The sequence below is a fragment of the Ruegeria sp. CF8 genome, from assembly GCF_056537285.1.
The window spans coordinates 39,110-51,476 of sequence record NZ_JBQFRG010000001.1 but is presented as its reverse complement, the minus strand read 5'-3'; the positions used below and the strand labels follow the sequence as shown (position 1 = coordinate 51,476).

Sequence of the window (12,367 nt, the reverse complement as noted above, 5' to 3'; positions counted from 1 at the left end):
AAAGCCCAGCGTCGCACCATGTTTCCGATCCGTGACCATAACCCTTCGGGGCGCACGCCTTATGTTGTCTATGCTCTGATGGCGGCCAACATCCTGATCTTCCTCAGCTATGTGGGGATCATGGATGACGGGCCGCGGATCGGCAGGCTGTTCTTCGACTACGCCATCATCCCAGCGCGCGTCAGCGATGGGTTTGGGTTGGAAACCCTTGTGACTTCCATGTTCCTGCATGGCGGCTGGATGCATCTGGCCGGAAACATGCTTTTCCTTTGGATTTTCGGTGACAACCTGGAAGACGAGATGGGACACCTGCCCTTCTTGCTGTTCTATCTGGCAGCCGGGATTGGCGCTGGCCTCATTCACATCATCACCGGGCCGGACTCTCAAGTACCGACCGTCGGCGCCTCGGGCGCAATTGCAGGTGTGATGGGTGGGTATCTGTTGCTGTTCCCGAAAGCGCGGGTGGATATCCTGCTGATCCTGATTGTCTATTTCAGGGTCTTCACCATTCCAGCCTTCATCATGCTGGGGGTCTGGCTGGCGATTCAGTTCTTTGGCAGCGTCACCAGCAACCCCGACGAAGGCGGCATTGCCTATTGGGCCCATACCGGAGGGTTTGCTGTGGGCCTGATCCTGTGCATACCGCTTTGGCTGCGGCGCGGAGGGGTGCAGTTTTGGGACCGCACCCATGGCCACCCGCCCCACCCGGAAGCGAAATACAAGCTTTCGCAGTCACGTATTCCACGTGTTCCGCGCAAGTAAGTTAAGAACTGTTTAGCCCCGGATAACCTTGGCGAACTGGTCAAAGATCGGTTCGTTCGAACAGATCACTTCACCATCCTCCAGCACACTGCCTTCGGGGTTCAAAGCCTGGACGAAGCCGCCAGCCTCTTTCACGATGATGATACCGGCCGCTAGATCCCACGCGTTCAGGCGGCGTTCCCAGAAGCCTTCGTACCGGCCAGCGGCGACATACGCCATATCAAGCGCAGCAGCACCCCAGCGGCGCACACCAGCGCACGCGGGCATCAAACGCGCCAGATCTTGCAGAGTCGCCGGCAAGTCCGAACGACCGCCAAAGGGCAAACCGGTCGCAAAGACCGATTCAATCATGCGGTGACGGCCCGACACGCGAATGCGGGTGTCGTTCATCCATGCGCCCTCGCCTTTTTCGGCAAAGAACATCTCGTCCTTGGCGGCATCATAGATCACACCGGCAACAATCTTGCCCTTGTGTTCAAGCGCGATTGAGATCGCCCAATGCGGCAGGCCGTGCAGAAAGTTGGTGGTGCCATCCAGCGGATCGACGATCCAACGACGGGTCGGGTCTTCGCCGTCAATCGCACCACCTTCTTCGGCCAGCCAGCCATAGGTGGGACGTGCGCCCAGCAACTCCTCTTTCAGGACAGCCTCGGCGGCAATATCGGCTTTGGAGACGAAGTCCCCCGCGCCTTTCATCGACACCTGCAAATTCTCGACTTCACGGAAATCCTTGACCAAAGAACGCCCCGCTTTACGCGCGGCTTTGATCATGATGTTGAGATTTGCACTGCCAACCATTGTCAAAAGGCTCCTGTCCGGTCAAACCGCGCGTATACTGCCGCAATGCGCTATTGCCAAGAGGAATGATACGCATAACAGACCCGCAGGAAACGCCGTTACTGTGATTGCAGTCTGCGCGCTTCTTCCCGGGCCAGTTTCACCAGTTCCTGCACATAAGGTTTCTCCAGATCTTCCGACCGGACCGCCGCGTACAGGCGGCGCGTGATCCCTTCCTTTGTCAGGGGGCGGGTTACGTAGTCCGAGTTGTACTTGACCTCGCGCACGACCCAATCCGGCAAGACTGAAATCCCCCGGTTAGACGCGACCAGCAGCAGAATGACGGCGGTCAACTCGACCTGCCGGATCGCGGCGGGTTCAACACGCGCAGGGATCAGCAACTGGCTGAACACATCCAGACGCGTACGCTCCACCGGATAAGTGATCAGGGTCTGACCGCGAAAATCCTCTGCCTCGATATATTCTTTCTCGGCCAGCGGATGGGTCGAGGCGGCCACAAAGACGGCGTTGTAGTCGAACAGCTCCACAAACTCGACGCCCGGCAAGTCTTCGGGGTCGGACGACACCACCAGATCAACCTCTTCCTTCTGCAAGGCCGGAAGCGCGTCGAAGGCCAGGCCGGGGCGGATATCCACATCAACGTCGCCCCAGGATTTCCTGAAAGCCTCAAGAACCGGGAAAAGCCATTCGAAACAGGCATGGCATTCAATGGCGATATGCATCCGCCCGGTGCGCCCATCCCGCAGCGAAGAAAATTCATGCTGAGCGGCCTCGACCTGTGGCAGGATCTGTTCCGCCAAGCGAAGCAAGCGCAACCCGGCGGCCGACAGTTTCATGGGCTTGGAGCGACGCAGGAAAAGCTCGACCCCGGCCTGATCCTCTAACCCTTTGATCTGATGGCTTAACGCAGACTGAGTGATGTTCAACTGGTCTGCTGCACGCGCCAGCCCACCGCATTCATGGATCGCTTTGATGGTACGCAGGTGCCGGAATTCAATATGCATTTCGAACAGCACTCATGTTGTTGTTGAATAATATGAGTTTGTCTCACATTGCCTGCCATGGCACAAGAGGCTCAGATGATCCAGCGAGGCCGTTATGTCCAAACCTGAAATTTCATTCGAGTTCTTTCCGCCCAAAACTCTGGAAGCCTCATTCCGTCTTTGGGACACGGTTCAGACTTTGGCCCCCCTGGACCCTCGCTTCGTGTCCGTTACCTATGGCGCTGGTGGCACAACGCGCGAGCTGACGCGTGACGCGGTTTCGACCCTTCATAAGTCGTCGGGACTGAACGTCGCTGCACATTTGACCTGTGTCGATGCTTCGCGACAGGAAACGCTGGAAATTGCCGACACATTTGCACGCGCTGGTGTGCAGGACATCGTCGCCCTACGCGGCGACCCGCCAAAGGGTCAGGACAAGTTCGTGCCACATCCCGAGGGCTTCGCCAGTTCGGTCGAACTGATCGAAGCGCTGGCCGAAACCGAGATGTTCAGCATTCGCGTCGGCGCCTATCCTGACAAACACCCCGAAGCAGCCGATTTGGCTGCGGATGTGGATTGGCTGAAGGCCAAGCTGGACGCGGGCGCGGACGAGGCCCTGACGCAGTTCTTCTTCGAGGCTGAAACTTTCTTCCGGTTCCGCGACGCCTGCGCCAAAGCTGGCATCGACAAGCCGATTGTGCCCGGCATTCTGCCGATCGAGAACTGGGCTGGTGCCCGCAATTTCGCCAAGCGCTGCGGCACGCACATTCCTGTCTGGGTCGAGCAGGCCTTTGAAAAGGCAGTGCGCGATGGGCGGGAGGATCTGCTGGCAACCGCGATCTGTACCGAGCTGTGTTCAGATCTGATCGAAGGTGGCGTGGACAAGCTGCATTTCTACACACTGAACCGTCCGGAACTGACCCGCGATGTGTGCTTTGCGCTTGGCATCACGCCGCGCGTTGAGCTGGAAAACGTCGCCTAATTCGGAAAAACTCAACGATTCGCCCGGGTTACGTTCACCTCGGGCGACTTTCGTTCTATTTTGTGTGAACTGTTTCACACTCACATTCGCAAATTTGCAGTTTTACAGGACAATTGAATCGCAAGATCGCGATTGTTGTCTGCACCCTCGCAAATCCACCCCGGAATTTGACAAAACTATGACCTGGGCGACACTGAGGGCGTGTAGTTTGTAACGAGTGTTTTGAGTATGGAACCTGTAGATAAAGTGCGGGCGCGCACTGATGCCCTTGCAGATTTGGGATTACCCCCATCTGCCAGTTCCAATGAAATTAGAGAGGCGTGGCGGCAGATCGCCTTTCATTCGCATCCCGATCACCGGGATGGGGACAGTTCCGGGTTCTCGCGCGCCAAGGCCGCCTATGATTTCTTACGCAACGAAGGATTGACGAAAAAAGGTGGTGGTAACGCTGGTCCGCCTCAGCCACGCCGTCCGCAGTTAAAAAAACGGATCATTGAGTTGCCGCAGGAAGACATCGCCGCCTGCAAGGCAATGCTGAGCCCTGAGCAAGTCTTGTCTCATAATCACAACGCAGATGCGTTTGACGTGCCCGAAGCGTGCGTTTCGGACCATGTTCCAGATGCGGTCGGCTGTTACGGACGGCACTTGACCTATTTTGTCACGACCCCCGTGCATCACGGTGCAAATCGTGTGGCCCTGCCAACGACAGTCCTGAGCGGCGCGCGGCATACCGAGGCAGAGATTCTGAGCTTTCAGTCCAAGGACACCGGTGCTGGAGAGGTGGTGATCCCGGACACGATTTGCGAACGCAAATTTCCAGGCGCCAAAAGCGTGAAGATCCGGTTTGATGCCGATCAGGATATCCGCGATCAGTTCTGGGTGGCGGGTTGAATGCAAAAAAGCCCGGCCAGAGCAGCCGGGCTTTGAATTTTTCACTCCAAGGCGTCAGATCAGTTTGTGACCGGGCCTTCCGAGGTGAATTTCGGGATCACACTTGTGGATGCGTCCGAGGATTCGATGCCTGGCCAGTTGCCTTCAGCAATATTGATGTTGCCGGGCACATCTTCTTCCCAAAAACCAACAACGACGTCGGTGATGTTCAGGTACAGCTTGTCATCGACAATGCGCCACAAGTTGGGGTTGGCCGGAACCTTTCCGCCTTTTGACACGCCATAAGCGCAGTGGCCATCATATTGCGGGGCATAGAAGGCCGGGTTTTCCAGGAATTTGTCGCGGTTTTCTTCGGTCGCAAAAGCCCAGGTTGCACCGTTATATTCCGCAGTAATGTCGGCTTTTCCGCGCACGGCTTCGGGCTGCGACTGGCCAACCGGCACCTGATCCAGGCTGCGATATGCAACCACGTCATAACCCGAGACAGCAAAGCCGGTGCCATCAACATATTGAGGTCCGGCAAAAGCCGGAACCGCCAGTGCCATGGCCGCAGCGAAGGTCAATGCAAAGCGTTTCATGTGGTCTATCCTTTTCGGGTCAACTGTGTCCGTGATGCCATTGTGGCAGGTCTGACAAGACAATATGCGATTCCCGTACAGTTCGTAGTCCCCCTAACGCCGCTGTGACCCGACACGAGAAAACGTGAGAGTTTGGACCGGGATTGTTACAGAATAAGCCAACAGCAGCGGGTTGGACTCGGCGGTTTGCAATATTAGCTTTAAGACAGCCCTGATAACGGCAAGAAAGGCAAGAGATGAGCGACCAATCCCCGTACACCCCCCCAGCGGTCTGGACCTGGGACAGCAAAAGTGGCGGCCAGTTCGCCAATATCAACCGGCCGATTGCCGGAGCGACCCACGACAAAGACCTTCCGGTCGGACGCCACCCTCTGCAACTGTACTCGCTAGCCACACCCAACGGCGTCAAAGTTACGGTCATGCTGGAAGAACTGTTGGCGCTGGGTTACGAAGGCGCTGAATACAATGCCTGGCTGGTCAATATCGGCGAGGGCGATCAGTTCAGCTCGGGTTTTGTCGGAGCCAACCCAAATTCGAAAATCCCGGCCCTTTGGGACCGGTCAGGGGATACACCCACGCGCGTGTTCGAAAGCGCTTCGATCCTGTTTCATCTGGCTGAAAAGTTTGGCGCGTTCCTTCCTGCGTCCGGCCCTGAGCGCACCGAGGTGATGAACTGGGTGTTCTGGCAAATGGGCAGCGCGCCATATCTGGGCGGCGGGTTTGGCCATTTCTACGCTTACGCGCCTGAGAAATGGGAATACCCTATCAACCGCTTCGCGATGGAGACCAAGCGCCAGTTGGACGTTCTGGATCGGGAATTGGTGGACAAGACCTACATTGCTGGCGACGAGTACACGATTGCCGACATGGCGATCTGGCCGTGGTATGGCCAACTGGTACTGGGCCGTCTTTACAGCGCCGCCGAGTTTCTTGACGTTGAATCGTACAAAAACGTCATGCGGTGGGCGAAAGAAATTGACGCCCGTCCGGCGGTTCAGCGCGGTCGCATGGTCAACCGCGCCTTTGGCGAGCCGCACACGCAGCTGCACGAGCGCCACGATGCCAGCGATTTCGAGACACGCACGCAGGACAAACTGGAACCAGCGGCGGAATAACTAAACGCGTTAATGCAACAACACGCGGTGCGGTTTGCGCCGCGTGTATGCGTTTAGACGTTTATTTCAAAATTGGCGGATTGTCCGGGTTGCTGCCGGGGGCCTCTCTCACCCGCTCGACGCTTTTGGGCTTGGGCAGATCAAACCGAAGTCCAACCTTGGCCAACAACGCAGCAGCAGGCTCACCGGCGGCGAAGAAACCAACGTCCATCGCGCCCGCCTCGATCCCGGAAAAAGTCAGCGCCTCGGACGCGGCCTTAGCCAGCGCGGGCTCAGCCCCATCAACCACATCGACAAAACCCAACAAATGCCCTTGCGCGCCAGATCCTGACTTGGTGGCAACCAAATAGGCCGCAGAGGCCAACCCAGTTGCGGTTGCCAGTTTGGCATCCAACGCGGTCAGCAAATTATCGGGCAAGCCAGATGGCGACATGAACTCTGCCAGTTTTTCCTCAACCTCTTTTGGACTGTGTTGCAGCGTTTCGGCCAACCAACCCAGCGCCTCTGCCGGCACCAGCATCGAAGATGGCGCAGTTTCCAGATTCAGGCCCAGCCCGATCCCCTGCCCTGCCAGCATTCCGGAAAGCACCCGCCCTGAAAGCGCCACGTAAGGTACGGGCCGACCTGCGAACTGCGCCAACCGTTCCTCTCGGTCAAAGGCCAGCACAAAGCGCCCGTCCGCAACGTCGAACAATTCGGGCGAGATATTCTCGTCCCGCGCTTCCTCGGTCAGCATCAGGAACAGCTCGCTGTCGGCCAGCCGCTCAAAAAATCGCAATCGGGCGGAATCGTTTTGCGGATCTGCCTGCATCGCGGCATGTGCTGCGTCCAACGCCGTGGGTTCAGTCATTCAACACCTCTTGGACCCGCGCGCGCAGAACCGGTAAAAGCTCGGCCTCGAACCACGGGTTTTTCTTTAACCATGCCGTATTGCGCCAGGACGGATGAGGCAAGGTAAAGACCCGCGGCGCATGGTCCTGCCAGCTTTGGACGGTGCTTGTGACCGAACCGCGTACGCCAAGGTGGTACTTATGCGCATGCCCCCCGACCAGGACGGTCAACGGCACCTGGCCCAGAACGCTCATCACCCGATCATGCCAGGTGTTTCGGCACAGGGCGGGCGGCGGAAGGTCGGCGCTGCGGGCATCATAACCGGGAAAGCAGAACGCCATGGGTACAATCGACACGCGGTCGCGGTCATAAAAGATCGTCTCATCAATCCCCAACCAATGCCTCAATCTGTCACCCGAAGGGTCGGTGAACGGCCGCCCCGACTCATGCACGCGTGCACCCGGCGCCTGCCCTGCGATCAGAACTGGTGTGCCTGAACGAAACCAAACTACCGGGCGTGGTTCATGCGCCGTTGCTGTCTGTGCAAAGCTGTCTGCGCACAGACGACAGGCTCGAATTTCGTCAGCTAAGCTGTCCATCTGATGTCAAAACCTCTTCTGGCCCACGCGTCTCGATGGGGAACATAAGACCCACCGGACACACCGCCAATCAGGTTGTCACAGGTTTTACCGCAACGCATTGATCATTTGTTTCATAATTCGACATAATGTAGCCAACATGGAACGGTAAAAATAACCTTCTCCGGCCGTCCCAAAGAACGGCAACACAACGGAACACGAGCAGCAGGCCCCGAATGTTAGAGTTCGACAATGTCAGCAAGTCCTTCTGGACCGGAACCCGCCGCAAGGTGATTCTGGATCAGGTCTCGTTCCGGGTCGAGCTGGGCACGTCACTGGGGGTTCTAGCCCCGAATGGCACTGGAAAAACCACACTAATCAATATGATGGCTGGTCTGGAAAAACCAGACGAGGGCGTGATCCGACGCGAATGCCGCGTCTCTTTTCCCATGGGGTTTACGGGTGGTGTGTCGGGAAAACTGTCAGCGCTTGAGAATGCGCGCTACATAGCCAAAATCTATGGTATGGATCCGGATTATATCGAAGCCTATTGCAAGTGGCTGTGTGGTCTGGGTGAATACTTCGATCAACCACTAGCGACCTATTCCTCGGGGATGCGTTCCCGGTTCACCTTCGCTTTGATGCTGGCGCTGGATTTCGACATGTATCTGATCGACGAAGGGATGCCCGCAACAACGGATGTCGAGTTTAATGAAAAAGCCGGCTCAATCCTGAAAGAAAGGCTGCGCACCACAACTCTGGTCATCGTATCGCACAGTCCGTCCGTTTTGGAGAAATTCGCCCAACAAGCCGCCGTCCTCTTGGACGGGCAATTGTACATGTTTGAATCCTTGGAAGAGGCTAAGCAGTTATATGACTACGAATCCCAAGGTTAGAAAGTACAACTGGCGCCGCAACCAGCAGGCCGAAGGCTCCGCCGAAGCGCGGGCAGACGCAATTTCGCGCATTCGCAATGCAACGCAAGGCCAACCCGCTGCGGATCAGGCGCAGCCGGGAACGCAGTTGGACGATATCAAACGCGAAGGTTTGACGGGACGCCAGTTGCGTATCGCACGACGGTTGGCGCAGAAACATGGGCTGGCTGCGACTTCGGACTACGATGCGGTGCGTTTGTTGCGTCAAAAGGGCATCGACCCCTTCCAGCGCACCAATCTTCTGGATCTTGCTGCGGCCAGACCATCGACCAACGGCGAAGAGAACAACACCAAGGACAAGGTCAGTATCAAGCTTCCGCAGGCTGTGGGTGCGAAACAACCCAATTTACCGGGACCCGAGCTGAGCCCGGCTGAACGACGCAACCTTGAAATCGGGGAAATCCAGAAAGACATTGCGCGCAGACGCAAACGCAAACTATTTGCTTTGTTTGCGCGACTGGCCGTCTTTGTATTTCTGCCAACCTTTGTCGTGGGTTTTTATTTTTACCGCATCGCCACCCCAATGTATGCCAGCGATTCAGAGTTTTTGATCCTGCAGGCAGATGGTGGCCCGGGCAGTGTTGGTGGTTTGCTGGCGGGAACCCAGTTTGCCACAACGCAGGACTCGATCTCCGTGCAGTCCTTTCTTGAATCGAAAGAGGCGCTGCTGTTGCTGGATCAGGATGCAGGGTTTTCGGATGTCTTCAAACAAGACTGGATCGACCCGGTTCAGAGGTTGGCCGCCGACGCATCACTTGAGGACGCTTATAAACTGTTCAAACGCATGATCACCATCGGCTACGATCCAACCGAAGGTGTCATTCGGATGGAGGTCGCGGCCCCAGATCCACAGACCTCGACCGAATTCTCAGAACGTCTGATCTCGTACGCCGAAAACCGGGTGAACGCGCTTTCCGGTAAAAAACGTGAAGACCAGATGCGTGATGCGATTGAAAGCTTTGAGGCGGCGCAGGAGGCGCGCAAACAGGCGCAGGAAGAGCTGATTGAACTTCAGTTGCAAGGTGCTGTGCTGGATCCGGAAAACGTAATCGCAAGCCTGCGAAGTCGCATCAACGAGATCGAGATACTGGTTCAGGATAAAGAGCTGGAGCTAGCGGCTTTGCAAGACAACCTGCGCCCGAACAAAGCCAAAGTAGATGGTGTTCAGGCTGACATCGCCCGGCTGGAAAAAGTGCTCGAAGAGTTGAATGCCCAAATGCAGGACGCCTCTGCCGGCGAAAATTCGCTGGCCCGGCTGAGCGTGCGTATTCAGATCGCCCAGGCTGATCTGGCGGCCCGGGACATGATGCTGCAAACGGCAATGCAGCAAATGGAAACGACCCGGTCCGAAGCCAATCGGCAGGTTCGCTACCTGACTGTTTCGGTGAACCCTATTCCCAGTCAGGAACCCAGCTATCCGCGCAAGTTTGAAAATACGATTTTGGCATTCCTGTTATTTGCTGGTATCTACCTCTTGATCTCGCTTACTGCGTCGGTCCTTCGTGAACAGGTATCCTCATAAGACTCATGAAACATGTAAATATCTCCGACCTGACGGTCGGCAACGACCTTCCGCTGACCATCATTGCTGGCCCCTGCCAGCTTGAAACAGCAGACCATGCGCAAATGATTGCGGGCAAGATGAAAGAAGCCTGCGATGCAGCCGGTGCGCAATATGTGTTCAAGGCGTCTTATGACAAAGCGAACCGAACATCTCTGTCAGGCAAACGCGGCATGGGAATCGATGCGGGCCTGCAGGTTCTGGATGACATTCGCAAAACGATGGGCATCCCGGTCCTGACCGATGTCCATACCGAGGCACAATGCGCCCTCGCAGCCGAGGCTGTGGACGTTCTGCAAATTCCTGCCTTTCTGTGTCGTCAAACCGACATGCTGCTGGCCGCCGGCAATACCGGTGCCGTGATCAACGTGAAAAAAGGTCAGTTCCTCGCCCCGTGGGAAATGCCCAACATCATTGCCAAGATCGAAAGCACGGGAAACCAGAACATCTTGCTGACTGAGCGCGGTACGTCGTTCGGGTATAACACATTGGTGGCCGATATGAGGTCATTGCCGCAGATGTCCCAGACCGGGTATCCGGTGGTGATGGACGCGACCCACTCGGTGCAACAACCTGGTGGGCAGGGCGGCTCTTCCGGCGGTCAGCGAGAGTTTGCGCCTGTGATGGCACGTGCAGCGGTCGCCGTCGGCGCAGCTGCTGTGTTCATGGAGACGCATCAGGACCCCGACAACGCACCGTGCGACGGGCCCAACATGATTTACCTCGACCAAATGCCCCAACTTGTTGACACATTGATGCGCTTTGATGCGCTGGCCAAAGCGAATCCTATTCAGATTTAACGATTGAGACTTGTTATGACCAAACCCCTCCCCGAGGTGACCCCCAACACCTGGAGCTTTCTGCGCGACGCGATGATCAAACCCACCGGGTTTCGCGAGTATGACGCGCGCTGGAAATACCCAGAAGAGATCAACCTGCCCGGAATGACCGCGCTTGGACTGGGTCTGGGCACCCAGATGCGCAGGCGCGGGATTGAACCCGTGATCGCCGTTGGCAACGACTATCGCGACTATTCGCTGGCAATCAAAAACGCGTTGGTCCTTGGTCTGATGCAGGCCGGAATCCGCGTGAAAGATATTGGCCCCGCGCTAAGCCCGATGGCCTATTTCGCGCAGTTTCATCTGGATGTGCCTGCCGTTGCAATGGTCACGGCCAGCCACAACCCCAATGGCTGGACAGGTGTGAAAATGGGCTTCGACCGCCCTCTGACCCACGGCCCGGACGAGATGTCGGAGTTGCGTGACATCGTGCTGAACGGTGAAGGCCAACAGCACGAAGGTGGATCATACGAATTCGTCGAAGGCGTGAAGGAAGCTTACATCGATGACCTCGTCGGTGATTTCAAAATGTCCCGCCCGTTGAAAGTGGTCTGTGCCACTGGCAATGGCACCGCTTCGGCCTTTGCGCCCGAAATTTTCGAGCGGATCGGGGTCGAGGTCGTGCCCAGCCACAACCGGCTGGATTATACTTTCCCAAACTACAACCCGAACCCCGAAGCGATGGAGATGTTGCATGACATGTCCGACACGGTCAAATCCAGCGGCGCTGATCTGGCGCTTGGGTTCGACGGGGACGGCGACCGTTGCGGCGTGGTCGATGACGAAGGCGAGGAGATTTTCGCCGACAAGGTGGGTGTGATCATGGCCCGAGATCTGGCCAAGCTGTATCCCGGATCAACTTTTGTCGCGGATGTGAAATCCACCGGATTGTTTGCCAGCGATCCCGAATTGCAGGCGCTGGATGTCAAAGCGGATTACTGGAAGACCGGCCATAGCCACATGAAACGGCGCGTCAAGGAAATTGGCGCTTTGGCAGGGTTCGAAAAATCCGGCCACTACTTCCTGGCCGAGCCTGTCGGGCGTGGATATGACTGCGGAATGCGCGTGGCGGTCGAGATCTGCAAACTGATGGACCGCAACCCGGATCAGAGCATGTCGGACCTGCGCAAGGCGCTGCCCAAGACCTGGTCCACACCCACAATGTCACCCTATGCCGCGGATACCGAGAAATACGATATCCTTCAGCGTTTGGTCGACAAGCTGGTCGCCAAAGCCGAGGCTGGCGAAACCTTTGCGGGCCGCGCGATCAAAGAGGTTGTCACCGTCAACGGCGCGCGAGTCATTCTGGACAACGGCAGTTGGGGGCTGGTGCGGGCCTCGTCCAACACCCCTAATCTGGTGGTTGTGTGCGAGAGTAGTGAAAGCGAGGCTGAAATGCGTGCGATCTTTGCCGACATTGATGCCGTGATCCGCACTGAGCCTGGTGTTGGCGATTACGATCAGACCATCTGACCCAAAAGGCTTGGGGCGTATCTTCGCCCCAAGCGCCGCGC

The 12,367-nt window shown here is 56.9% G+C and carries 13 protein-coding genes; 8 read left to right on the top strand and 5 right to left on the bottom strand.

What is annotated here, in order from left to right; genetic code table 11:
• The first annotated feature begins 18 nt into the window (after nucleotides 1–18).
• A complete protein-coding gene (locus ACR0EV_RS00275) occupies nucleotides 19–762 on the top strand; it encodes a rhomboid family intramembrane serine protease (protein ID WP_171091573.1) in 744 nt (247 codons plus the stop codon).
• 12 nt (nucleotides 763–774) lie between these two features.
• Here the strand turns inward: ACR0EV_RS00275 and ACR0EV_RS00270 are convergent, their stop codons facing one another.
• Together ACR0EV_RS00270 and ACR0EV_RS00265 are read right to left on the bottom strand one after the other, a co-directional pair.
• Nucleotides 775–1,560, bottom strand: a complete 786-nt coding sequence (locus ACR0EV_RS00270; protein ID WP_480798273.1) for an inositol monophosphatase family protein — start codon at nucleotides 1,558–1,560, stop codon at nucleotides 775–777.
• A gap of 98 nt (nucleotides 1,561–1,658) precedes the next feature.
• A complete protein-coding gene (locus ACR0EV_RS00265; protein ID WP_480798272.1) occupies nucleotides 1,659–2,564 on the bottom strand; it encodes a LysR family transcriptional regulator in 906 nt (301 codons plus the stop codon).
• A 94-nt stretch (nucleotides 2,565–2,658) separates the two neighbouring features.
• Between ACR0EV_RS00265 and metF the strand changes: the two genes are divergently transcribed.
• Complete coding sequence (gene metF, locus ACR0EV_RS00260) at nucleotides 2,659–3,525, top strand: methylenetetrahydrofolate reductase [NAD(P)H] (RefSeq protein WP_480798271.1); 867 nt, start codon at nucleotides 2,659–2,661, stop codon at nucleotides 3,523–3,525.
• 228 nt (nucleotides 3,526–3,753) lie between these two features.
• Nucleotides 3,754–4,416, top strand: coding sequence for a J domain-containing protein (locus tag ACR0EV_RS00255; RefSeq protein ID WP_480798270.1), 663 nt, complete (start codon nucleotides 3,754–3,756; stop codon nucleotides 4,414–4,416).
• A gap of 59 nt (nucleotides 4,417–4,475) precedes the next feature.
• Here the strand turns inward: ACR0EV_RS00255 and ACR0EV_RS00250 are convergent, their stop codons facing one another.
• Nucleotides 4,476–4,994, bottom strand: a complete 519-nt coding sequence (locus ACR0EV_RS00250; RefSeq protein WP_480798269.1) for a YHS domain-containing (seleno)protein — start codon at nucleotides 4,992–4,994, stop codon at nucleotides 4,476–4,478.
• 236 nt (nucleotides 4,995–5,230) lie between these two features.
• Here ACR0EV_RS00250 and yghU point away from each other — a divergent pair, with 236 nt between their 5' ends.
• Nucleotides 5,231–6,109 carry a glutathione-dependent disulfide-bond oxidoreductase gene (yghU, locus tag ACR0EV_RS00245; protein WP_480798268.1) on the top strand — a complete coding sequence of 293 codons (879 nt, stop codon included), beginning with the start codon at nucleotides 5,231–5,233 and terminating at the stop codon, nucleotides 6,107–6,109.
• A gap of 61 nt (nucleotides 6,110–6,170) precedes the next feature.
• Here the strand turns inward: yghU and ACR0EV_RS00240 are convergent, their stop codons facing one another.
• Together ACR0EV_RS00240 and ACR0EV_RS00235 are read right to left on the bottom strand one after the other, a co-directional pair.
• Entirely contained in the window at nucleotides 6,171–6,959 is a 789-nt protein-coding gene (locus ACR0EV_RS00240) for an SseB family protein (RefSeq protein WP_480798267.1), read from the bottom strand.
• The gene (locus tag ACR0EV_RS00235; protein WP_480798266.1) at nucleotides 6,952–7,539 is read right to left on the bottom strand and encodes a uracil-DNA glycosylase family protein; all 588 of its coding nucleotides are present in this window, start codon (nucleotides 7,537–7,539) and stop codon (nucleotides 6,952–6,954) included. Before ACR0EV_RS00235 ends, ACR0EV_RS00240 begins: the two co-directional genes overlap by 8 nt.
• A gap of 215 nt (nucleotides 7,540–7,754) precedes the next feature.
• Between ACR0EV_RS00235 and ACR0EV_RS00230 the strand changes: the two genes are divergently transcribed.
• Genes ACR0EV_RS00230 through ACR0EV_RS00215 form a run of 4 tightly spaced genes read left to right on the top strand, consistent with a single transcriptional unit; the run spans nucleotide 7,755 to nucleotide 12,326 of the window.
• The gene (locus tag ACR0EV_RS00230; RefSeq protein WP_480798265.1) at nucleotides 7,755–8,414 is read left to right on the top strand and encodes an ABC transporter ATP-binding protein; all 660 of its coding nucleotides are present in this window, start codon (nucleotides 7,755–7,757) and stop codon (nucleotides 8,412–8,414) included.
• Nucleotides 8,392–9,975, top strand: a complete 1,584-nt coding sequence (locus ACR0EV_RS00225; RefSeq protein WP_480798264.1) for a KpsE/RkpR family capsule polysaccharide export protein — start codon at nucleotides 8,392–8,394, stop codon at nucleotides 9,973–9,975. The genes ACR0EV_RS00230 and ACR0EV_RS00225 overlap by 23 nt, the downstream gene beginning before the upstream one ends.
• A 5-nt stretch (nucleotides 9,976–9,980) precedes the next feature.
• On the top strand, nucleotides 9,981–10,814 hold the full coding sequence (gene kdsA, locus ACR0EV_RS00220; protein ID WP_480798263.1) for a 3-deoxy-8-phosphooctulonate synthase: 834 nt from the start codon (nucleotides 9,981–9,983) through the stop codon (nucleotides 10,812–10,814).
• 15 nt (nucleotides 10,815–10,829) lie between these two features.
• Nucleotides 10,830–12,326, top strand: a complete 1,497-nt coding sequence (locus tag ACR0EV_RS00215; protein WP_480798262.1) for a phosphomannomutase/phosphoglucomutase — start codon at nucleotides 10,830–10,832, stop codon at nucleotides 12,324–12,326.
• Nucleotides 12,327–12,367: the final 41 nt, after the last annotated feature.